A 20,875-nucleotide genomic window follows, 5' to 3' on the forward strand; every position below is an offset into this window, starting at 1 on the left:
GCTTGGCTCCTGTCGATGGGCAATGTCAGGCCTTCTCGACCTTCATGCGGCCGACCATTTCCATGTGCAGCGCATGGCAGAACCAGCTGCAGTAGTACCAGTGCAGGCCAGCCTTGTCGGCGGTGAAGGTGATCGAGGACGTCTGCTGCGGGCTGATTTCCATGCTCGCGCCATGGTTGGTCATGACAAAGCCGTGGGTCACGTCTTCAATCTGGTCGATGTTGGTGATGGTCACCGTGACTTCGTTGCCCTGCTTGACGGTGAATTCCGGCAGGCCGTAGGCCGGGGCCATCGAGGTCATGTAGACGCGGACTTTGTTACCGTCGCGGATGACCTTGTTATCGGTTTCCAGTTTGATCCCGTCTTTGGCGGCGATGACCACGGTTTCGGCAAAAAACGGGTCGTTACGGTCCCAGATTTTTTTGGTCTTGATCTGGTCACGACGGGCCATGACGCAATCGTGGGGTTCGGCGAACGCCGGACCGTCGTGCACCAGTTTCATTTCTTCGCCAGAGATGTCGATCAACTGATCGTTTTCCGGATGCAGCGGGCCGGTCGGCAGGAAGCGGTCTTTGGAAAACTTGCTGAGCACCATCAGCCATTGGCCGTCGGCCTCACGGGTTTCGGTCAGCGACGCATGGTTGTGGCCCGGCTGGTACTGCACGTCGAGTTTCTGCTTGATGTAGTTGACCTTCTCGCCGGTGTAAGCGCGAATCGCCTCCTCGACGTTCCACTTCACCACCTGGCTGTCAATAAACAGCGTGGTGTAGGCATTACCGCGGCCGTCGTAGGTGGTGTGCAGCGGGCCCAGACCCAGTTCCGGCTCGCCGACCACCGCGTCACGCGGGTCCTTGAGTTTGTCGTCGAACAGATCATCCAGCTTCGCAGTGGCGATGATCGTGCAAGTGGGCGAGAGTTTGCCGGCGGCAATGAAGTACTTGCCATCGGGCGTCATGTTGATCCCGTGGGGGTTCTTCGGCACCGGGATGTAACGCGTGAACGCGCTGTCCTTGCCCTCGTTTTTGCGGCCGTCAACCACCGGGACTTTGGAGCCGTCCAAGGTGATGAACTTGCCAGCCTTGATCGCCGCTTCGATGCGCTCGATGTTGAACACCACCACCCAGTCGCGCTCATTGCGCATCATGCCGCCCAGGTCGTAGGCCTTCTCCGAGTTGTAGCAGGTCGACGCCGCGTACTTGCCGGTGTAGTCGGCGTCGGTGTTATCCAGGTTGCCGTCGACAATGACCTGGAACGCCATCTCCATTTTCTCGGCATCGATGGCGTTGAACATGGTGTAGCTGTTCTTGTCCTGCAGGTCGAAGGTGCTGCCGTCATTGGGGTGCGGTATGACGAATTCGGCATTGGCGAACACGTACTTCGTGTGCGGCACCTTTTGCAGGCGCAGGCCATGAACCGCCTGCACATTGGGCACGGTGAGCATCTTGTCGCACTTCATGATGTCCAGACGGATACGCGCGACGCGGCTGTTGGCCTTGTCGTTGATGAACAGGTACTTGCCGTCGTACTTGCCGTCGACCATGGACAAATGCGGGTGGTGGCAGTCGCCATTCTGGAAATGGGCGCTGTCGCCCATGATCCGTTTGCTTTCGTTGGTCAGGCCCCAGCCGGTGGCTGAATCGACGTTGAACACCGGGATGCGCAACAACTCACGCATCGACGGAATGCCCATGATCCGCACTTCACCCTGATGGCCGCCGCTCCAGAAACCGTAGTACTGATCCAGTTCGCCCGGCCCGACGTGGGTTTTCAGTTGCGCGTCCTTGGCCGCCGCCGCCCAGGTCTCACGGGTGAAGACCGCGCCACCGATGGCCGTGGCACCGGCCAGTACCGCGCCGGTTAACGCACTGGTGCCCAGGAAGCCGCGACGACTGAAGCCGGTCGTTTCCGGCACTTCAGTGGTTTTTTTGGATTCTGTGTCGTTCATCAGGTGTTTTCCTTGAAGGGATAAAAACGGTCACTGCGGACAGGCGCTCGCGGGGTTCATTCCAGAGCGGTCACTTCCACGACAGGTATCAGTTGCACAACGGCGGGGGCCGCTTTGCCGCGCTTCTTGCGCTTGTTGATCAGCGGCGGGCATTTGTTGTCGTTCTGGTAAGTCATCTGGCAATCGAGGCAGTAGTGGCACTCGTTGGCATTGATCCGGCCGTCGGGATGAATCGCCTGGATCTCGCATTCCTTGGCGCACAGTTGGCAAGGCGTACCGCAGTCCTTGCGGCGTTTGAGCCAGTCGAACAGGCGAAATTTGCTCGGAATCGCCAGCGCTGCACCCAACGGGCAGATGTAGCGGCAATAGACTTTGCGCGTGAAGAGGTTGATGACCAGCAGCGCCACGGCGTAGAGCACGAACCACCACTGGCGGTCGAACCTGAGGGTGATGGCGGTCTTGAACGGCTCCACCTCGGCGAACAGCTCGGCGGTGGACATCGACTCCAGAGAGATGCCGAACAGCAGCAGCAAAATGATGTATTTAATCGCCCACAAGCGCTCATGCACCGCGAACGGCAATTCGTATTGAGGGATTTTCAGCTTGCGTGCGGCCTCGTTGATCAACTCTTGCAAGGCGCCGAACGGGCACAGCCAGCCGCAGAACACACCGCGGCCCCACAGCAGGATGCTCGCTGCAGTGAAGACCCAGAGCATGAAGATCAGCGGATCAGTGAGAAACAGCTCCCAGCGAAAGTGCTCGAATAGCGCATGCACAAAGGTCAGGACATTGACCACCGACAACTGCCCCAGCGCATACCAGCCAAGAAACACCACGGTAAAGACCAGGTAACCGCGACGCAGCCAGTGCAGAAAATGCGGCCGGCGGGTGAACTTATCCTGCAAAAACAGGATCGCCGTCAGCAGCAGCAACGCGGTGCCGAGTACGGCGATCTGGAAGTGTTTCTGGTACCAGATGTTCAACCACATTGGCCGACTGGCTTCCTCGAGGGCGGCCAGTTCTTCGGCGCTGGGCAGTGGCCGTTCAAGGTAGGGCTCGGGCAATTGATAGGCCAGTTCGAAGCTGCTGAACGTGCCGCTGACCGGGCCGGTCTGGCGACGTACCAATAGCTCAAGAGACCAGGGCGATCCCGGATCGAACTTCGCCGGTTCGCGCACAATGAAAATCGACATCTCAGTGAATTCCGGCATGCCCTTGGCAAACACGTCGGAAAGCCGCTGATGGTCCATGTCGCGAAAGCTGATGACGTTGCCGAACTGACGCAATTGCACCCGATCGAAAATCCCGCCGCGCACATACCCCGAGCCCTTATAGGAAAACAGCCCACGACCCAGCACCGCGATGGCCTGCTCGCCGGGCTTGAGGTCTTGCATGAGGAAGCGATATTGATTGTCGCCCAGCAGCGCGCGGCCGATGGTCGGCGGATTCAGGTCGGCGGTGTACAGCTCGATAAAGGTCTCATCCACCTGATCGGCGGGCGCATTGTCGAGACCTTCAGCTTCGGTACCCTTGAAGGCGGCATCGACCTGGCCACGGGTCAGGTTCAAGCGGCGGATGGCTCCGTTGCCGGTCAGTTGTTCCCAGGTGGCAGGCTCGAAATAGTCCTGGCGCACGATGGCGGGCTTGCGCGCCACACCGGCCGAGTCCTCGACCAGCTTGAGCGATACGGCCACTTCATGGGCGGCGCGCATGATGACCTCGTTCACTACCATGGCGGTGACCGTTGCACCGGCGATGGCATCGACTGTGACGGCGTTCGGGTCGCTGGAATGGCCGACGACGACCCGCTGACTGACCTTGATGCCTTTGTACTTGGCGCTGAAGCCGTGAAGTTTTGCCTCAGGAATGCCAATCAACAGAATCGGCTCGTGGTGCTCCAGCACATAGGCATCCTGAATCGTGCCGGTCGTGTCGAGAATCACTTGGGTGTTGATCGGTTTGCCCGAGTAGGCCGGAATATCCACCACGTCCAGGCTCTGGAACACATAACCGATGACCTTGCCGGCGGCGGACAGTGTGCGCACCTTGAACCGGCCTTCGGGGGCGGAAACGGAATCGGTCTGAGGGAAGGTTTTCTCGATGCGCTGCTGCTCGATGTCGCCGTACTGCTTGGCTTGCACCGCCTCGAAGGTGGCGAGCATCAGTGTCAGCATGACCACCAGCCCGACGCCCCAGGCGCGCAGGTTGCCGTGTATCGAAGGCTGATGGATTGTCATGGGCTCGCTGATACGAAAGGGCTTTCGGTCATGTTAGGGAGCGTTGCGCCCCCTGCCCTTGATTGAGATCAACTTGAGTCCATTGAGCACACGCTGCCTCAAACCGTGCGTGAAAACTGACCTTTTTGCTCACCACCCAGATAGGCGTCAAACGCCATCGCGGCACTGCGCATCATCAAATGCCCTCGTGGCAACAGCACCAATTCGTCGCGGTGAATCTGCAGCAACCCATCGCGCACATGCTCGCCCAGCTGCGCCAGCGCCTCGGCAAAATACTCGGTGAAGCGAATGCCATGCCGCGCCTCATACTTGTCGAACGCGATACGTCCATGGCACATCAGGTCGCTGATCACCTCGCGGCGCAGCAGGTCGTCGGCGTTCAAGCGGTAACCGCGATGCACCGGCAACAACCCTTGATCGATACGCGCGTAGTACTGCGAAAGCTCTTTGACGCTTTGGCTGTAGCTGTCGCCGACCTTGCCGATCGACGACACCCCTAGGCCGATCAAATCGCAGTCGGCATGGGTGGAATAGCCCTGAAAGTTACGCTGCAGGGTGCCATTGGCCCGAGCCAGCGCCAGCTCGTCCTCCGGCAAGGCGAAATGATCCATGCCTATATAGACGTAACCGGCCTCGGTCAGACGGCGGATGGTCAGCTCGAGCAATTCCAGCTTGCGCTCGGGTGGCGGCATGTCGGCGGGGCGAATCAGCCGTTGCGCGCGGACCATCTCCGGCAAATGCGCGTAGCTGTAGGCGGCAATCCGGTCCGGGCGCAGCGCGATGATCTTGGTGAGGGTGACGTCGAAACTCTGTACGGTTTGCAGAGGCAGACCGTAGATAAGGTCGACGCTGATCGACTTGAATTGCGCTTCACGCGCCGCCGCGACCAGCGCATAAATCTGCTCCTCACTTTGGAGGCGATTGACCGCCGCCTGCACGTCGGGGTCGAAATCCTGCACGCCGAAGCTCAGGCGGTTGAAGCCCAACTGGCGCAACGATTGAATCTGCTCGGTGCTGATGGTGCGCGGGTCGACCTCGATGGAAAACTCATGGTCATCGCTGTCATCCATGTTGAACGCCTGGTGCAGGCAGTCCATCAGGTCTGCCAGCTGCTCGCTGGTCAAATAGGTCGGCGTACCGCCCCCCAGGTGCAACTGAGTGAGTTTGCGCGCGCCCTCGAACAAGGCCGCCTGCATCGCGATTTCACGCTTGAGGTACTTCAGGTACTCAACGGCGCGATGGGCTTTCTGGGTAATGATTTTGTTGCAGGCGCAGTAGTAACAAAGGCTTTTGCAGAACGGAATGTGGATGTACACAGACAACGGTTTCGGCGCGGCCACCTGATTGCTGTCACGGGCAGCACGCTGATAGTCGTCAACGGCAAACGCCTGATGAAACTGGGGGGCCGTGGGGTAAGAGGTATAGCGCGGCCCCGGGCGGTCGTATTTTTCGACTAGGGCGCGATTGAAATCAAATGTCGTGTTCATGATCGATCAACTCGCAATGGGGTTAATGCTTCGCACCGCCCAAATCCTTTTCAAACAGGTTGCAGATGGCATCCACTTCCGGCCGACCGGCGGGAAGGATGCTGATGAAACGGTCTGATAATTCGATCAACCCGTCCCGACTCAATTGCTCCAGCAATGGCCAGACGGTGGAGAAGTACTTTGAAAAAACCAGACCATAGCGCCGCTCGATGGCGCGGATATCCAGCTCCTGATCACAGGCCAGACGCTCCATGACCATTTGCTTGATCTGATCCCCCGCCTCGAAGCGCCAGCCTCGACACGTCGGCAATTGCCGCATGTCCAGTTGCTGCTGATAGCGTTCAATCTCGTCGGTGTTTTGCGTGTACAAATCGTCGATCTGGCTGATGGCGCCCAAGCCAAATCCAACATGATCGCAATAGCCATGACGGGAGAAGCCCTCACAGGTACGGCGTAACCGGCCTCGCTCCTGAGCGACAGCCAGATCATCATCAGGCCGGACAAACTGCCCCAGACCGATGTAGTGATAACCCGCGCAAAGCAATTCTTCGAAACAGATCTGGCGCATCGCGCCTTTATCGTCCTTGCTGCACAGCTCTCTGACTTTGTCACCGAGCACCGGCCGATAGCGCCGTGGTGGCCGGGCATAGTCGAACACCATGAGCCGGTCCGGCTCCAGCTCGATAATGCTCGCCAGCTTCAGCGCAAAACTGTCAGGCGTCTGCCAGGCATGGCCGAAGCCCAGATCGACGTTGATGGATCGAAAACCAAAGGTGCGCGCGGCATCCATGAGCGACTGGATCGGCGCTGGGTTCTGGTAGCAGGCCACCGATCTGTCACAGTCGGCGTCGATATCCGGCACGCCGATGCTCACATGATTGAATCCCTGGTCACGCAGCAATCCCATGGTCGACCAGTCGGTGTGGTAAAGGTCTACCTCGACGCTATAGTCGCCGCCTTCGTGTTCGAGAAAATTGAACCGGCCACGCAGATGACTCATCAACCGTTGCAGATGGGCAGGCGTGGGTGTTCCACCCCTAGATGAAACTGCTCGACCCGTTGCTCCGCGCCGAGGTGACAACCGACGAGGTCGATTTCACGTTCCAGATGCTGAAGATATTGCTCAATACCGTTGTGCTCACCAGCGATATCACGCGGGGAACATGAAGACGGCTTGAGACTGGAAGGCAGTTGCACGTTCAGGGACAGCGGACGGCACTTCTGGCGGCTGACGCGCAGTGCACGAAGCAGGTCCAGAGAGCCAATACCGTCATGAAATTTTTGCGTGTCGGCATGACAGTTAGGGTCAAGCACTCCTTGATCGCACCGAGCGATCTCGCCTGGGCTGTGAAATAAATCGAGCATGACGGTCTCCGAGACTGGCTGCGGACTTTCAGTCTCCGGGTTTAACCATCAATGCTCCTTGATTTGCGTCAAGCGCAAGCAAAGTGTCTGCACAACGGACCACCGGTCAGCCCCGATTACCACGTCAGGTAAAACATTCCCTTGGCCAGCAGCACGATAACGACCATGTGGCAGAACAGGCTGCCATGGATGAAGTGCAGGTATCGTGGGCTCATCCGCCCGCTTTTAAACAAAAACATGGCGCCGAGGAAATGCAGCAGCACGCTCACGGCCACCGCGATTTTCAACGCCAGCAGTGTGCCGAACGATGAGGTCAGTGGTGAGGCCAGGGCTGGCAAGTAGCGTAACCAGACCATGCCCAGCCCCGCACCGAACAACACCAGCAGCACCCACGGCATCAGCGAGCGAGCCCGGCGACCGATGCCCTGCTCCACCAGCAGCATCACCCTGGCGGGTAACTGTTTGCGGATGCTTTCCAGGAACAGGACTTCGAAGAACACCGTGCCGATGAAGATCAGCGCGGCAAACAGGTGCAAGGTCAGAATCAGCGGATAGATCATGGTGGTTTCGCCTTGAGTCAAGGCAACCCGTTATGGCACAAGCGCACGGGATGTCGGTCTCTGGAGACTACAGAGCCGTCCGATCCATACGGTTGACATCGATCAAGAAAGCCACAAAACCCATACTCACCGGGCGGCATCATCCAGTTCAGAAGAACATGGGAGGCAAGCCAGGGGGGACGATCACTCAGCATGACAGGACTATTATCGAGCGCGCAGGAGCGATCGTTTTTACCGTTGGTCGAGAGAAATACCTGATAGGCGGCCTGCCTAAACATCGTGACCTAGTATGAACGAAGGTTCGGCTGGAGATTCCCCAATGTCATGGGCTGAAGAACGCAAACCTGAACGCAGCAAGGAAACCCGGCTGTTTCTCTTTCTTGTCGTCTGCCTCTTTCCGTTGCTATCGGTCGCTATCGTCGGCGGCTACGGCTTCATCGTCTGGTTTTTCCAAATGTTGTACGGCCCACCGGGACCACCCAACTGACTAATAGCCTTTTCTTAAAAGCCTGTTGGAGCTTGCACATGGACGACGCCCTGCATATTGCCAGCCTTGTGGTACTTGCCCGACCTGAATTATTCGACGCGGTTAAAGCAAACTTGCGTCTTTTGGACGGTGTGGAACTGCATCAGGAAAGTGCTGCGGGAAAACTGGTGGTGGTACTTGAAGCCTTACACGAAAGCCAAATCCTTCAACGCATTGAACAGATCAACAACTTGCCGGGCGTACTCAACGCCGCGTTGATTTATCACGAACTCCTCGAGCCCGAAGGAGATATCGAATGAGCATGTCCCGCCGAGCATTCGTCAAGGCCCAGGCGGCCGCCATCGCTGCCGCTGCTGCCGGTCTGCCGATTGTGACCTCCTCCAGTAACCTGATTACCGAAGCAGACATGGTCACCTTGGACTGGAACAAGGCGCCCTGCCGTTTCTGTGGCACCGGTTGCAGCGTGATGGTCGCGACCCGGGATAACCGGGTGGTCGCCACCCATGGCGACGTCAAGGCCGAGGTCAACCGTGGCCTGAACTGCGTGAAGGGTTATTTTCTGTCAAAGATCATGTACGGCGTCGACCGCCTGACCCAACCGCTGCTGCGCATGAAGAACGGTCAATACGACAAGCAGGGCGAATTCCAGCCGATCAGTTGGGAGAAAGCCTTCGACATCATGGAATCAAAATTCAAGGAAGCCCTGAAGGCCAAAGGCCCCGAGTCGGTCGGCATGTTCGGTTCCGGGCAATGGACCGTGTGGGAAGGTTATGCCGCCAACAAGCTGATGAAGGGCGGCTTTCGCTGCAATAACATCGACCCCAACGCGCGGCATTGCATGGCCTCGGCGGTGATGGGTTTTATGCGCACCTTTGGCATGGATGAGCCGATGGGTTGCTACGACGACATCGAAGCCACCGACGCCTTCGTGCTTTGGGGCTCGAACATGGCCGAGATGCACCCGGTGCTCTGGAGCCGGGTCACCGATCGGCGCTTGAGCCAGCCTCACGTAAAAGTCGCCGTGCTGTCGACCTTCGAACACCGCAGTTTCGAACTGGCCGACATTCCCATGGTGTTCAAGCCGCAAACCGATCTGATGATCCTTAACTACATCGCCAACCACATCATTGAAAGCGGCGCGGTGAACCAGGACTTCATCAGTAAGCACACCCGGTTTGCCCTGGGCGCCGACGACATCGGCTACGGCCTGCGCCCGGATGACCCGCGGGAAATGAAGGCGAAAAATGCCGCAAAAGCCAACACCTGGACGGACATCTCGTTCGAACAATACGCAGCATTCGTCAAACCCTACACCTTGGAAAAAACCGCCAAAGAGACCGGTGTTCCGGCTCAGCGACTCAAGAACCTGGCCGAGTTGTATGCCGACCCCAAACGCAAAATCGTGTCGTTCTGGACCATGGGTTTCAACCAGCACACCCGTGGCGTCTGGGCCAACAACCTGATCTACAACATCCATCTGCTCACCGGCAAAATCAGCGAGCCGGGCAACAGCCCGTTCTCGTTGACCGGCCAGCCATCGGCCTGCGGAACGGCACGTGAGGTCGGGACGTTTTCCCACCGCTTGCCCGCCGACTTGGTCGTGACCAACCCCAAACACCGCGCCATCGCCGAAAAAATCTGGAATCTGCCCGCCGGCACCATTCAGGAGAAGCCTGGTTTTCACGCGGTTGAACAGAGCCGCATGCTCAAGGATGGCGTACTCAACGTCTACTGGACCCAGGCCAGCAATAATATGCACGCGGGGCCGAACATCATGCAGGAGGTTCTGCCGGGTTGGCGCAACCCGGAAAATTTCGTGATCGTTTCGGATGTCTACCCTACGGTTTCCGCTCAAGCCGCCGACCTGATCCTGCCCAGCGCCATGTGGGTGGAAAAGGAAGGTGCCTTCGGAAACGCCGAGCGGCGTACGCAATTCTGGCACCAGTTAGTGAGCGCGCCAGGGGATGCCAAGTCAGACCTGTGGCAGTTGCTGGAGTTTTCCAAGCGCTTCACCACCGATGAAACCTGGCCCGCGGAATTACTGGCCAAGTCTCCTGAGTACAGGGGCAAAACCCTGTTCGACGTGCTGTTCAAGAACGGCCAGGTTGATCAGTTCCCGATCGAGCAACTGGAAGCCGGATACAAAAACGATGAAGCCAAAGCCTTTGGTTTCTATCTGCAAAAAGGTTTGTTTGAGGAATACGCCCAGTTCGGTCGCGGCCACGGTCACGATCTTGCCACGTTCGACCGCTACCACAGCGAACGGGGCCTACGCTGGCCGGTGGTCGACGGCAAGGAAACCCGCTGGCGTTACCGCGAGGGGCTGGACCCGTACGTAGAGAAAGGCAGCGAAGTGCAGTTTTACGGCTACCCGGACAAGAAGGCGATCATCTTCGCCCTCCCCTACGAGCCGCCGGCCGAAGCACCGGACGCCGATTTCCCGTTCTGGCTGAGCACCGGACGCGTACTCGAACATTGGCACACCGGCACCATGACCCAGCGCGTCGAGGAACTGTACAAAGCGGTGCCGGACGCGCTGGTCTACATGCACCCCGAAGATGCCAAGGCTTTGAAGGCGCGGCGCGGCAGCGAGGTGAAGCTGATCAGTCGGCGCGGGGAAATCCGCGCGCGCATCGAAACCCGCGGGCGTAATAAACCGCCTCAAGGCTTGGTGTTCGTACCATTTTTCGATGCCAACAAGCTGATCAACAAAGTCACGCTGGATGCCACCGATCCGATCTCCAAGCAGACCGATTACAAAAAATGCGCGATACGAATCGAGTTGGTCAGCGTGGCCTGAGGAGAACTGTCATGCCTTTTCGAATCCTGCCGTTGCTCCTGCTCGCTGCGATGGGCGTGGTGATCGCTGCCGAAGTCGGTTACCCGCTCGATGCGCCAGGGCCGGACGGGCGCCGACCCGGCGGTACCTTGACCCAGAGCATGCCGGCCCCGCCCATCGCCGACGAAGAAAACAAGGACCTCAAGCGCGAACGCAACTACCCGGATCAGCCGCCGACCATCCCCCACACTATCCGCGGCTATCAGATCGACAAGAACGGCAACAAGTGCCTGTCCTGTCACAGCAGGGCCAATAGCGCGCGGACCCAGGCGACGATGATCAGCATCACCCACTACATGGACCGCGACGGCCAGGCACTGGCAGCGGTATCACCGCGTCGGTACTTCTGTAACCAATGCCATGTGCCGCAAGCAGACGTGCTGCCGTTGGTGGGAAACAGCTTCGAGACGATCGACAAAATACTGCAAGACGACGCCAACGCCGAACAGAAACCCTGAGGAGGCAACATGAAAGCACTGTTCGCCCTGCTCAAGGATTACTGGGGCATCCTGCGTCGTCCGAGCCTCTACTACAGCCTCGGTTTCCTGACGTTGGGGGGCTTTATTGCCGGGATCATTTTCTGGGGTGGCTTCAACACTGTGCTCGAGCTGAGCAATACCGAGAAGTTCTGCATTTCCTGCCATGAAATGCGTGACAACGTATTCGTCGAGTTGAAGGATACGATTCACTACACCAACCGCTCCGGTGTGCGCGCCAGTTGCCCGGACTGCCACGTCCCTCACGAATGGACACACAAGATCGCGCGCAAGATGCAAGCGTCGAAGGAAGTCTGGGGCAAGATCTTCGGCACCATCGATACCCGCGACAAGTTCCTCACCTTGCGCCGCGAACTGGCCGAACATGAGTGGGCCAGGCTCAAGGCCAACGACTCTCGCGAATGCCGCAACTGCCATAACTTTGAATTCATGGACTTCACTCGCCAAGGAAAACGGGCCGCGACCATGCACTCGACGTCATTGGCCAGTGGTGAGGCCACCTGCATCGACTGCCATAAGGGCATCGCTCACAGGCTGCCGGATATGAGTGGAGTAAAAGGCTGGTAAATATTTTCTGGTGAGCAGCGTGGAACTTCCCTAAAGTCCTGCTCGCAACTGGATGGATAACGTTCGTATGCGAATCACCTCAATCGGTTGTGGACTCAACCAGTCGATGCAATAGATTGACTAAATCGTTCAGCCACACAAATCTCAGCTTACCGAGATGCAAAAAATCCCTACAGTTGGTGCGCCATGGCGTGGACATAGCCCAGCGAAGCAGTGTTGAAAGCCATGCCGGCAAGAAATTGCGCGCAGGCCATATTTTCCCGGGCTGGCATGTCGTCACCCAGGGCAACGGCAATGCGCGGGTTGGCCGAGATCAATTCCACGACCTTGAGTGCACAGGCATCGGTGCTCGGCGTTGCCGCAGTCGACACATAGGCTTCGATAGCGAGGGGATCCACGCCTTCGTAATCACTGATGTGCCCGCCGTTGGCGGCGCACAGGGCAATAATCGGTCACACCCTTCACAAGAGCAACAAGGTCCGCTTTGGGTTGTCGATTAGAGTTCTTCGCAACTGGCAGTAATCAAAGCTGCCTATGACCAGGAGCGCTCTGCAAATTTGCGTCCGTGGACGTCTTGGAGCCTGGACGGGAGAAGCGCTGGACTGCCTTTGCTCTGTATAAGGTAGTTCTCATCACGCGATATTGATCGCAGTGGCACCATCATCTGTCAGGGATCGCTCTTCGGCTTGGTTTTTCTGGTGCTCGGCTTACGTTTGGCACCGGGAGCCTGACGCACCTGCGTCAGTTGCTGCTGCAGCGTTTGGGCACGGGCGTGCTGTGCTGCTGCCGATTGCCGAGATTAACTGAGTTCGGTCTGTATCGACTCCAGCCGCCGTTGTAACTGCTCCACGTGTCGCCCGACCTCCTTAAGGTGAGTCACCGAAGCCTTGCCCTCCTCCCGGGCGCGGTCTACCCCGCGGTGCGCGCGATCCTCACTCCACGCACGTAGCTCTCCTGCGCGATGCGCTCCTGCTCGGTCTTGAGCCGCAGCGCCTGCAGATCCTGCTGTAATGTCTGGTTGTGCTGCTGAACTTCACGGCGCTCTCGCAACAAGCTCTCGCGCTGCTGTTGCAGATCCTCGATCTGCAACTGGCGCGGGGACGGCAGCAGTTCCAAATCGTCCAGGCGCATCTCCACTGACTGGCGCCCAGCCAAGGCATCCGCCGCCTGCTGGAGAAATTGCGCCGAGTCCTGACGCGCCTAGTCCTCAACCGCCGCCACCCGTTCGTGTTCTGCGATCAGCACCTGACGTTGCTCCACTAGCGCCTGTTCGGCGACGCCCTGCGCCAGTTGAATCGCCTGTTGCCACACGGCGACAAGGGCCTGCGACACCTCGCTAGGAATTGCTGGCAGACGACTCTGCTAGCTCAGCCGTTCTGCGAGGCGCGCCCACCATTGATCGAGCAGCCCGCCGACCCGCGCCGGGCTGCCGCGGCCCAACTCCAGGCGTACGCGCTCCACCGTCGGCCGTTCGCCACGCGCCAACACCGCGTCCGCCGCGGCAAATACGTCGTGTTCCGGCACCCCTACTGCCATGGCTGATCTCCGGCTATATTAGGTCTGATAATTGAATGTTATCCGCCGTTATTTCCGAAGACGGAAATTTCAGTCCGATGACCGTAATCAATATTACCGATCAGTGGCCGCTGGTCGACGAGCCGCTGTTAGACCCGCATTGCCTGGCCGCAAACACCCAGGCAGCGGCGGCGGCGGCGTTTATTGCCGCGGGCACGGCGGCCAATACGCAGTTACCGCAGCGCCCTCGCCTACTGGTCGGCCTGGCTGCAACTGCGTTATGGCCAGGTACTGGGCGATGCCCCGCTGCTGCCGGCAGTGGCGATTCAATTCGTGCTGGATCACCTGGCCCGGCCGCTGGAGGACGGCAGTTGGGCGCACCTGTTGCCGCCGGGCATAGACGCCGCGCTGGTCACCGCCCGGGTCAAGGCCAAGATGGGGCCGCTGGCGTTTAACACGGTCAGTCACCGCTTGGCCGTGCTGGAGAAATGGCACAGGGTTAACGAGTGGGAGAGTCCATGCGAGGCCACGTCGCTGAAGACATTGCTGCGGGAGGCACGTAAAGCCCAGTCACGTCAGGGCGTAGCAGTGCGTAAGAAAAACGCGATCGTACTCGAGCCGCTGCAAGCGCTGCTGGCCACCTGCGACGACGGAGTGCCCGGCATTCGCGACGGAGCCCTGCTCCTGCTGGCCTGGAGCGGTGGTGGTCGGCGACGTTGGAAGGCGGTGGGTTTACAAATTGGATATGTGCGGAAACTGGATGCTGAGACGTGGCTCTATACCCTGGGCACCACCAAAACCGACACCAGCGGCACACGCCGCGAGAAGCAGTTGCGCGGGCCGGCGGCCCAGGAGCTTGCTGCCTGGCTGGGCGCGGCGCCGGCCGCATACGGCCCGCTGTTTCGCCGACTGTACAAGGGTGGCACCACCAGGTTATCAGCAGATCAAGTGGCGCGCATCGTCCAGCGCCGTGCTCAACTGGCGGGGTTAGAGGGTGGTTAGGCCGCGCACAGTTTGAGGTCGGGGGTTGGGACCGAGGCCTGTCGCCAGGGCAGGCCGTTGGGCGAGGTGATGGCCATGACCGAGTACCGCAGTGTGGGCATGGTGATGGGCTATTTCAGGCCGACGCCTTGCTCGACAGTCGTGCGACACAGCGGCTGAATACTCCAGTTCCAGCGACAGCGGTGCCCTCATCGCTACCGATGGACGACCGCTGTTTAATGACCACGCCTGCGTGATCTGTGTAGAGACCAAATTAGTCTCAACTGCTGCCGGAAACGCAGCCGGCGAGTTCTTCACCGGCCGCTGCTGGAGCGACTGTAAGGCGGGTGCTTCTGTGGTGTGTAATCCGGAGCCTGGCAACTTCGGTCGGTGGACGGCAACAATGCCGAGGTCTTCACAGTTCGGATATGTGAGAGCAGCAACAAGCCCTAAATCGTGGAAGACACGCAGTCCCCCTCCTCTGCGAAGGCCCCGCTCTCTGCCGCGCCATAAGCAAGTTCAACACCATGCAGCTCACTCCGACATGGATGCTGAACATTGCCAACTCAAGCCTTTACCGGTCTCCAAGCGTTTTCCTGTGATGGTTCGATCGAATCGACTGGCGGTAAACTCGCCAAAATAGAATCACCCTATTTTTACCCTTGGCTAAGGATGTACTGCGTGACTCTCAAACAAACCTCAATTCGGCTGGAAAAATTTTGCCAGGTGGAGCACCTGATGGTGTTCGAGTACCATGATGGCGTGGGTCGCGTCGTAATTCCGGTGATCACTGAGCGTGTCCAGACAGCCCTCGATGGCGGCCCGGCCGGGCAGTACGAATTCTTCCGAGCCCGGGCAACTCATCAGTCTGCTCTTAAGGCTGACTTTCACAGTTGGCACAGCCAAGTTTCGGTAACCGTCTGCCATGCCACCAAATCGGTCAAGTTCGGGCCAAGCGGGCAACTGATCATGGGGCAGCGCGGCATTGGCCTGGGCCCAAGCCTGATGGCGTGCGTGATCACCTGGTTAATAAGCAAAAAAATCCCGGAATACTCCATTGATCCTGGATCGCTTTCTGTTGTTGATGCGAAAACTGAGCCTGACCGCCACCAACGTAACAAGTTCTACATGGCCTTTGGTTTGACGCTCTGGGACCCTTGTGGCCCTGCTAGGGGACTTGACGTCGTAGACGGTTTTTTCGGAGCGGAGAACGTTGGTGCCCTCAACATCCCAGATCGTTATACGAACAGGCTCCAAGCTTGGACAACCTTCGCGCCCGCCTTGCGGACAGAGCGTGAACAGGGTGTGGCGAACCTAACCGAGCTCAAGAAAATCGATAAATGGACCGATGAAAAGTCGTGGTTTGGACGCTGTCTGTTGATTTGGTGGAACTGGCCGCAGGGCTTCAGAACACGGCACAAACACCCGCTAAAAGCGTGGGAGCAGAAACCGGAAAGAAACCCGGACGCAAGTATCGTTCGGCATCGCGCTATAGAATCTGAATAAGCGTACCGATTATGACAAGTCCGGGGCGGCCTCGATTGGGTGCTTAAGGCCGTCGCGTAGCGCTACGAGGCCGAGGTACATGCATATGGGCTCGGTCTTTCGAAATGCGGGGCTTTGAATGTCATAGGCGAGCCACGCCACTGCACCACCGGATAGCAGCGGCCCAACGAATGGTCCTAACGTTGTGAGCCATGGGTTGCGTTTCACGAGCTCAGCTAGAAGGTGCTTCGCAGCTTCCTTGCCAATAGCCACTGAACGCCTCAGAAGGAAATCCGGCCTTTCGATAGTTTTGCACGCATGGACCTAAAGCTGTCAAACCAGGTTAGGAGCAGTTCAACAATTCCGAGTTCACGCACTTATCCCGCGAACAGTACGGGAGCCCCCCGGGATCCTCCCATCGCCAAGAGTCATCGCTTTTCAGTGAAAATACGACTCCACTCTCGTTTCAGCAACGCCTGACACGCTGGTCCGGAACCGCCGAAGCAGTATTTCGAGACTGTATGCATATCTGCCTCTGTAACATACTCTATAGGTATGCCGCACTCATCGAGTAAGACGCCACCCGCTCCTATCAAGAGCGCATGCCCAGCTGCGACGTCATGCGCGGAAACTGGCCATAGAGACATGCCGCAAACGCCATCACCTGCGGCGACTCTGGCGAGCCTGTATGCAATTGAGGGCATAGCAAGAAAATCACTCGGCGCGCATAGCTCGCGATTGATAGCTGGTTTGTTTTTTGCGGCGGAACTGACCATTACCAATGTATCGCTCGACAACGTCTTGGCGGAAAGTTTCGCTGTAACCGGGTGTCCGTTGCGCAAGACATTAGGTAGCCCTTCAGCCCAAGCGATACAGTCAGGTACCCCACCAAACGTGACTGGCGCATAGACCACGCCCAAAACTGGGATCCGATCATGTAGTAACCCAACCGAAAGGGCTGAACCTTTCAGGCCTTTTAGGAAATCGCTGGTACCATCATTGGGATCAACGACCCAGCACCACGAATGTCCTGTGAGACTGTGCCCGGTCTCTTCTCCCCAGAAGTCACAGCATAGTAAGTCCAAGAGGTGGCTTCGCAGAACGGTTTCGATCTCCACATCCACTTGTGCTTTGTCCCCTTTTCCACGCGGTCCCCCTAACCTCTCCCATTCTGCGACGAGTAACTCTCCAGCATGCACGACAGCATCCACGGTCAGAGCAAGGAGATCTGCGAGGTTCGAATTGAGCATGGGTCGCTGGCTCCCGGAGAGCGAAATAATTAATTGATGCTTGCCTTAGCTGCCGCTGGACCTGCCCCACCGGCAAGTCTTCCGCTCGGCTCGCCATCCATTACAAGCAGCGACACAGAGTCGAAGAACCTATTGGAGGCTCTTTTCGGTCGTTTTGCGTATACGCGACGGGCTTCCGCCTGAATTTGAATCAATAAAAGCCACTTAGCGTTTTTGATTTTACGTTTTCCTTTCATTTTCGCGTCTCTGTAAATATCCGGTATGACCTACCAGTATCGTCGATGGAACAAATGCCAAGTCGCAGCGGCGACATTGCGTCGCCTACTCAAAAGCGCCTGTTTCCTCCGGAGGATTAACCGCATTGACCAATCGACCGACGACAATGGACAGCCAAGTCTGGTGGGCAAGCAACTCCTCAGCCTCGGGGCCATCAGGTGTGCATACTTCATAAAGTGAATGCCAGTCTAGGACGTCTGCAGGATCGACCTTCTCGTTGTCTGTGAAAACATCTTTGGACGCGAGGCGATACGCGAAGGTTTCCAAGCAAGGTCTGTCGGGAGTTCGTAGTTTTACTAGCGCGAAATCGACCACAGTCTCCGCGACCCACTGTAGCGAGCCATTTAGCTGTGGGGGAACCGCTAGCACCATACCAACGACGCCTTTTTCAGAATCTGGATGATCCAGCTCTAGAAAGAGCTCAACTAGATTTTGTCCGGACTGGCGCTTGACTATTTCGACCCCTAGCTCCGGATGGATGACATTGGCAACAGCTACCAAAACCATGGTTGATGAGCTATCTACATTGCTCGTTTTTGCTATCTGCCTGGAGCGAGTTTGCAGTGAGGTCATAAGACTCTCCAAGAAAATGAACACTATAGATTGTAGCCCTATAGATTTCAAAAGGCCTCATCGTTCCTTTTGTGGATTGAACACAATGGAACTCAAAGAGGCATTTGCCACTGCATTACGGACCACACGACTTCGTCGTGGATTAACACAAGAAGACTTCGGAATAATCAGTAGCAGGACCTACCTCAGCACGCTGGAACGGGGGCTTAAAAATGTCACGTTGGAGAAAGCGTCTGATCTTGCCCAAAGGATGAACGTGCATCCTCTTACCCTCCTTGTGGAGAGCTTCTTGCTCCTCGACCCGGATACTGATTTCGATTCGCTGGTAGAACGTATCAGACGTGAGATCCACGAGGGCCCTCGCGGGTGACTTCGTCGCCCCGCCTACAAACAAGACACTCGTCTCGCCTGGTTGACACACACCCTCAATTGCTCCCCTGTGATATCGCATGGTGAGGCGTCGTGACGCTCTAGACTGCGACCCCAATAAGTGATGCGGTGTGGCAGATCAAAATGTGAAACCTTCTGCTGCCTGAAGCAATGTTTCTTCAACCAGACGAGAGCCCGGTAAGGTGCAAAGCATCGTGAATGGACTCCTGCCCGAAAAGCGAGATTTGGAGGTGGAAAGCCAGCGTTTTGCTTTCTGCTGGTCGCCGAACACTTCCTCAGCTATGGCAATGATGCGAACAAAACGAAACAAGCGATCACTCTCGAGGGTAGTGAGCCGACTGCCTTGTGCCAACCTGCGCTTGAGCGTTCTGAACGGAACAATTTGATCCCGCACCGTAGCGCTGATGATGCCGCGTTCAAAAAGGAGGGAGACACGGTCGCTCGTGAAACCAGCTTCGATCAGACTTTGAACCTCTTGATCGGAAGCATCCATAGGAATCATTAGCAACGTGTCTAAGCGAGCCCGATAAACAGAACCATTGATGTTTCTCATCGTGCTTCCAACATAAGGACGACTTCTGGGTATGCATCACCCTGTTAGCATCCCCCAAAACTGGTCAGGAGTGAAAGCGATCTACCAATTTTAAAAAATATCCACCAGGTTGATATCAAGTGAATGGCCAGCCATCGTACAAGACTGACAAAATAACGAACAGTTTTCATTAAAGTACAAAATAGTGAGCCAGAGCATACTGACAGTACACTAAAGCGTACGATGGTAGTTGGGGCGAGCACTGATTCTTCTATTGGGAATTGCAGTGAACGACGTTAAGCTGCGTACTGCAATAGGTTGACGCTAATGTGATGTGAGGCCTAATTTATACGATGTAACTCCTCCCCAAGAAAGCATCATCCCTACATAGAACCGCTGTTGCTCACATCCCTGAGCGCTTATGGTAAGATATTCCCTGGACTGGCGGTGGATGAAGTCATGCGACCCATTATTAGTGAAAAGATGGTTGAACAAGCCTTATTCAGACTAGAAGAGAATGGCGCCAAGCCAACTTTGGATGCTATCCGTGCGGAGCTGGGTAATCACGGGTCAAAAACAACTATAGTAAAACATTTGCGAGCCTTGAAAGATAAAAAAACAGACAGCATTTTAGAACAATCGCGTATGACCTCTAAGCTCAATACTTCTGAGGTTCATTTCAACACTGCCCCAGACTCGTCCGGTCGGAGCAATGACTTTGTTCGCCTGCTAGAGACCATTAACAAGTTGGGCGCTGTCACTTCGAACCCTCAGGTGATAGAAGAAATTACTAGGATATTTGTGGAGCTAAAGGAAGAAAACATGAAGTATCAAAATCTTTTAAGTACATTGCAATTTTTTCAGCAGCAGATTACTGAACTGCTAAATAAATCTGCCAAGACTTAACTGCGCACCAGCGAATGAATTGAGAGCTTGCGTGCTTTACGACTAAGTTTATATCGACGATCCCTCACTTTTCTATAGGTCGTTATTCGCTCAATCCTTTTCTCTTCGGGGTCGCAAGTCGTAGAGCCACCTATATACTCTAAGTATATTTTCCTCTCCAGCCAATCCAAACGAGATACCGAACTGCACCATAGCGCCCATGCTCCGGCCCCGTCGCCCCGCTGATTGTTTCTGTAATCATCAAAAATAGCGTTCCAAAATTTATGGTTTGATTCATTGTTGGATGCCCTGAACTCAGCAGAAGAAAACCAAGGAATGCTTTCAAATCTTAACAACATTAAGTTTGATAATGCACTGCTCAAATAAACCCATTCGGTCTCAAGTCTAAGTTGACCATAGCTGTCGGCCAACCAATTAGTCACCGTAGAGACAACGTATTGATGATCAGCGGCGGACAGGATCATTAGTATGAATAACGCAATACGATCCAGCGCCGGCATCTTGCCAAGATCGTCTTCGAGTGAAGATAAAAAAAATGATTTCTTAGGATAATATTTATTTTTTAGAATAGAAAAAACATCTCCTAAATCGGTCTCATCCGCCATAATAGTCCACAACGGATGATCCAATAATTCACATAGTTCCGGCTCTAATTCTAGCAATGTAGCCAACCTGGCTTTTTTGGGCATTGAACCTCCAAGAAATCTTTCCCAAGTTCTATTCAATTCTGATTCATGGGGCAATCCCAGGGTCCTCTCATACCACCTCGCGAGTTGATACCCGTTAGGCTTCACCCCTGCAAGTACCGCAAGTAGGTGCGCTAAAGCAGATGCTTTTAGTACCTGTAGTAACGTCTTTTTTCTGCGTCCCATCGACTGGCACCATATCGAAAATCTAAAAAACATCATTCCGTACGAAATGGTACTGAATCAAGGATTTTTTTTCGTCGTCGATGCGTAAACATTTTATCGCCGCTGCAGCCA

General features: G+C 56.3%; 17 protein-coding genes and 4 pseudogenes. 9 read left to right on the forward strand and 12 right to left on the reverse strand.

What is annotated here, in order from left to right:
* Positions 1-25: 25 nt before the first annotated feature.
* The 5 genes and pseudogenes from nosZ to AB4N43_RS02355 all read right to left on the reverse strand — a co-directional run bounded on the left by nosZ (position 26) and on the right by AB4N43_RS02355 (position 7,594).
* Complete coding sequence (nosZ, locus tag AB4N43_RS02335; protein WP_409201523.1) at positions 26-1,948, reverse strand: TAT-dependent nitrous-oxide reductase; 1,923 nt, start codon at positions 1,946-1,948, stop codon at positions 26-28.
* A 53-nt stretch (positions 1,949-2,001) separates the two neighbouring features.
* The gene (nosR, locus tag AB4N43_RS02340) at positions 2,002-4,182 is read right to left on the reverse strand and encodes a transcriptional regulator NosR (protein WP_222586762.1); all 2,181 of its coding nucleotides are present in this window, start codon (positions 4,180-4,182) and stop codon (positions 2,002-2,004) included.
* Positions 4,183-4,280: 98 nt separating this feature from the next.
* Positions 4,281-5,669, reverse strand: coding sequence for an oxygen-independent coproporphyrinogen III oxidase (gene hemN, locus AB4N43_RS02345; protein WP_046027236.1), 1,389 nt, complete (start codon positions 5,667-5,669; stop codon positions 4,281-4,283).
* 22 nt (positions 5,670-5,691) lie between these two features.
* Positions 5,692-7,034 (reverse strand): annotated as a pseudogene (locus tag AB4N43_RS02350) (oxygen-independent coproporphyrinogen III oxidase).
* 116 nt (positions 7,035-7,150) lie between these two features.
* Positions 7,151-7,594: a CopD family copper resistance protein gene (locus AB4N43_RS02355; RefSeq protein WP_046027234.1), complete on the reverse strand. Its 444-nt coding sequence runs from the start codon at positions 7,592-7,594 to the stop codon at positions 7,151-7,153.
* A gap of 319 nt (positions 7,595-7,913) precedes the next feature.
* Between AB4N43_RS02355 and napE the strand changes: the two genes are divergently transcribed.
* The 5 genes from napE to AB4N43_RS02380 are packed head-to-tail and all read left to right on the forward strand — an operon-like array spanning position 7,914 to position 11,984.
* Positions 7,914-8,081, forward strand: coding sequence for a periplasmic nitrate reductase, NapE protein (gene napE / locus AB4N43_RS02360; RefSeq protein WP_046027232.1), 168 nt, complete (start codon positions 7,914-7,916; stop codon positions 8,079-8,081).
* A gap of 38 nt (positions 8,082-8,119) precedes the next feature.
* Positions 8,120-8,380 (forward strand): chaperone NapD, encoded by a 261-nt coding sequence (locus AB4N43_RS02365; protein WP_046027231.1) that lies wholly within the window; start codon positions 8,120-8,122, stop codon positions 8,378-8,380.
* Positions 8,377-10,881: a nitrate reductase catalytic subunit NapA gene (gene napA, locus AB4N43_RS02370; RefSeq protein WP_460153032.1), complete on the forward strand. Its 2,505-nt coding sequence runs from the start codon at positions 8,377-8,379 to the stop codon at positions 10,879-10,881. Before AB4N43_RS02365 ends, napA begins: the two co-directional genes overlap by 4 nt.
* Before the next feature lie 11 nt (positions 10,882-10,892).
* Entirely contained in the window at positions 10,893-11,378 is a 486-nt protein-coding gene (locus tag AB4N43_RS02375) for a nitrate reductase cytochrome c-type subunit (RefSeq protein WP_046027229.1), read from the forward strand.
* Positions 11,379-11,387: 9 nt separating this feature from the next.
* Positions 11,388-11,984: a cytochrome c3 family protein gene (locus tag AB4N43_RS02380; protein WP_046027228.1), complete on the forward strand. Its 597-nt coding sequence runs from the start codon at positions 11,388-11,390 to the stop codon at positions 11,982-11,984.
* Between the two features lie 173 nt (positions 11,985-12,157).
* On the opposite strand, the pseudogene AB4N43_RS02385 reads toward AB4N43_RS02380, so the two are convergent.
* Both AB4N43_RS02385 and AB4N43_RS02390 read right to left on the reverse strand, forming a co-directional pair.
* Positions 12,158-12,427 (reverse strand): annotated as a pseudogene (locus AB4N43_RS02385) (L-threonine dehydrogenase); the annotation flags it as partial.
* A 224-nt stretch (positions 12,428-12,651) separates the two neighbouring features.
* Positions 12,652-13,520, reverse strand: a pseudogene (locus AB4N43_RS02390) (DNA-binding protein).
* 77 nt (positions 13,521-13,597) lie between these two features.
* On the opposite strand from AB4N43_RS02390, the pseudogene AB4N43_RS02395 reads away from it, so the two are divergent.
* A pseudogene (locus AB4N43_RS02395) lies at positions 13,598-14,737 on the forward strand (tyrosine-type recombinase/integrase).
* Between the two features lie 424 nt (positions 14,738-15,161).
* Complete coding sequence (locus tag AB4N43_RS02400) at positions 15,162-15,986, forward strand: hypothetical protein (protein ID WP_460153034.1); 825 nt, start codon at positions 15,162-15,164, stop codon at positions 15,984-15,986.
* A 407-nt stretch (positions 15,987-16,393) separates the two neighbouring features.
* Here the strand turns inward: AB4N43_RS02400 and AB4N43_RS02405 are convergent, their stop codons facing one another.
* From AB4N43_RS02405 to AB4N43_RS02415, 3 genes are all read right to left on the reverse strand, one after another.
* Entirely contained in the window at positions 16,394-17,215 is an 822-nt protein-coding gene (locus tag AB4N43_RS02405; protein WP_460153036.1) for an inositol monophosphatase family protein, read from the reverse strand.
* A gap of 29 nt (positions 17,216-17,244) precedes the next feature.
* Positions 17,245-17,451 (reverse strand): hypothetical protein, encoded by a 207-nt coding sequence (locus AB4N43_RS02410; RefSeq protein WP_460153038.1) that lies wholly within the window; start codon positions 17,449-17,451, stop codon positions 17,245-17,247.
* A gap of 85 nt (positions 17,452-17,536) precedes the next feature.
* A complete protein-coding gene (locus AB4N43_RS02415; protein WP_460153040.1) occupies positions 17,537-18,064 on the reverse strand; it encodes a hypothetical protein in 528 nt (175 codons plus the stop codon).
* A gap of 85 nt (positions 18,065-18,149) precedes the next feature.
* Between AB4N43_RS02415 and AB4N43_RS02420 the strand changes: the two genes are divergently transcribed.
* Entirely contained in the window at positions 18,150-18,434 is a 285-nt protein-coding gene (locus AB4N43_RS02420) for a helix-turn-helix domain-containing protein (RefSeq protein ID WP_442115422.1), read from the forward strand.
* 138 nt (positions 18,435-18,572) lie between these two features.
* Here the strand turns inward: AB4N43_RS02420 and AB4N43_RS02425 are convergent, their stop codons facing one another.
* Positions 18,573-19,007, reverse strand: coding sequence for an antitoxin Xre/MbcA/ParS toxin-binding domain-containing protein (locus AB4N43_RS02425; RefSeq protein ID WP_460153042.1), 435 nt, complete (start codon positions 19,005-19,007; stop codon positions 18,573-18,575).
* Positions 19,008-19,385: 378 nt separating this feature from the next.
* On the opposite strand from AB4N43_RS02425, the gene AB4N43_RS02430 reads away from it, so the two are divergent.
* Positions 19,386-19,892, forward strand: coding sequence for a DNA-binding protein (locus tag AB4N43_RS02430; protein ID WP_460153044.1), 507 nt, complete (start codon positions 19,386-19,388; stop codon positions 19,890-19,892).
* On the opposite strand, the gene AB4N43_RS02435 is transcribed toward AB4N43_RS02430, so the two are convergent.
* Positions 19,889-20,581, reverse strand: a complete 693-nt coding sequence (locus AB4N43_RS02435) for a hypothetical protein (RefSeq protein ID WP_460153046.1) — start codon at positions 20,579-20,581, stop codon at positions 19,889-19,891. The two genes, AB4N43_RS02430 and AB4N43_RS02435, sit on opposite strands and share 4 nt — an antisense overlap.
* Positions 20,582-20,875 lie beyond the last annotated feature (294 nt).

The sequence above is a fragment of the Pseudomonas sp. S2_B07 genome, from assembly GCF_054668435.1.

What these genes read in the sequence shown, in the direction of transcription:
- AB4N43_RS02435 (WP_460153046.1), bottom strand. Translation starts at nt 20,581, where the DNA reads ATGCCCAAAAAAGCCAGGTTGGCTACATTGCTAGAATTAGAGCCGGAA.
- hemN (WP_046027236.1), bottom strand. Translation starts at nt 5,669, where the DNA reads ATGAACACGACATTTGATTTCAATCGCGCCCTAGTCGAAAAATACGAC.
- napE (WP_046027232.1), top strand. Translation starts at nt 7,914, where the DNA reads ATGTCATGGGCTGAAGAACGCAAACCTGAACGCAGCAAGGAAACCCGG.
- AB4N43_RS02415 (WP_460153040.1), bottom strand. Translation starts at nt 18,064, where the DNA reads ATGACCTCACTGCAAACTCGCTCCAGGCAGATAGCAAAAACGAGCAAT.
- AB4N43_RS02375 (WP_046027229.1), top strand. Translation starts at nt 10,893, where the DNA reads ATGCCTTTTCGAATCCTGCCGTTGCTCCTGCTCGCTGCGATGGGCGTG.
- nosR (WP_222586762.1), bottom strand. Translation starts at nt 4,182, where the DNA reads ATGACAATCCATCAGCCTTCGATACACGGCAACCTGCGCGCCTGGGGC.
- AB4N43_RS02380 (WP_046027228.1), top strand. Translation starts at nt 11,388, where the DNA reads ATGAAAGCACTGTTCGCCCTGCTCAAGGATTACTGGGGCATCCTGCGT.
- AB4N43_RS02425 (WP_460153042.1), bottom strand. Translation starts at nt 19,007, where the DNA reads ATGAGAAACATCAATGGTTCTGTTTATCGGGCTCGCTTAGACACGTTG.
- AB4N43_RS02365 (WP_046027231.1), top strand. Translation starts at nt 8,120, where the DNA reads ATGGACGACGCCCTGCATATTGCCAGCCTTGTGGTACTTGCCCGACCT.
- AB4N43_RS02355 (WP_046027234.1), bottom strand. Translation starts at nt 7,594, where the DNA reads ATGATCTATCCGCTGATTCTGACCTTGCACCTGTTTGCCGCGCTGATC.
- napA (WP_460153032.1), top strand. Translation starts at nt 8,377, where the DNA reads ATGAGCATGTCCCGCCGAGCATTCGTCAAGGCCCAGGCGGCCGCCATC.
- AB4N43_RS02410 (WP_460153038.1), bottom strand. Translation starts at nt 17,451, where the DNA reads ATGAAAGGAAAACGTAAAATCAAAAACGCTAAGTGGCTTTTATTGATT.
- AB4N43_RS02405 (WP_460153036.1), bottom strand. Translation starts at nt 17,215, where the DNA reads ATGCTCAATTCGAACCTCGCAGATCTCCTTGCTCTGACCGTGGATGCT.
- AB4N43_RS02420 (WP_442115422.1), top strand. Translation starts at nt 18,150, where the DNA reads ATGGAACTCAAAGAGGCATTTGCCACTGCATTACGGACCACACGACTT.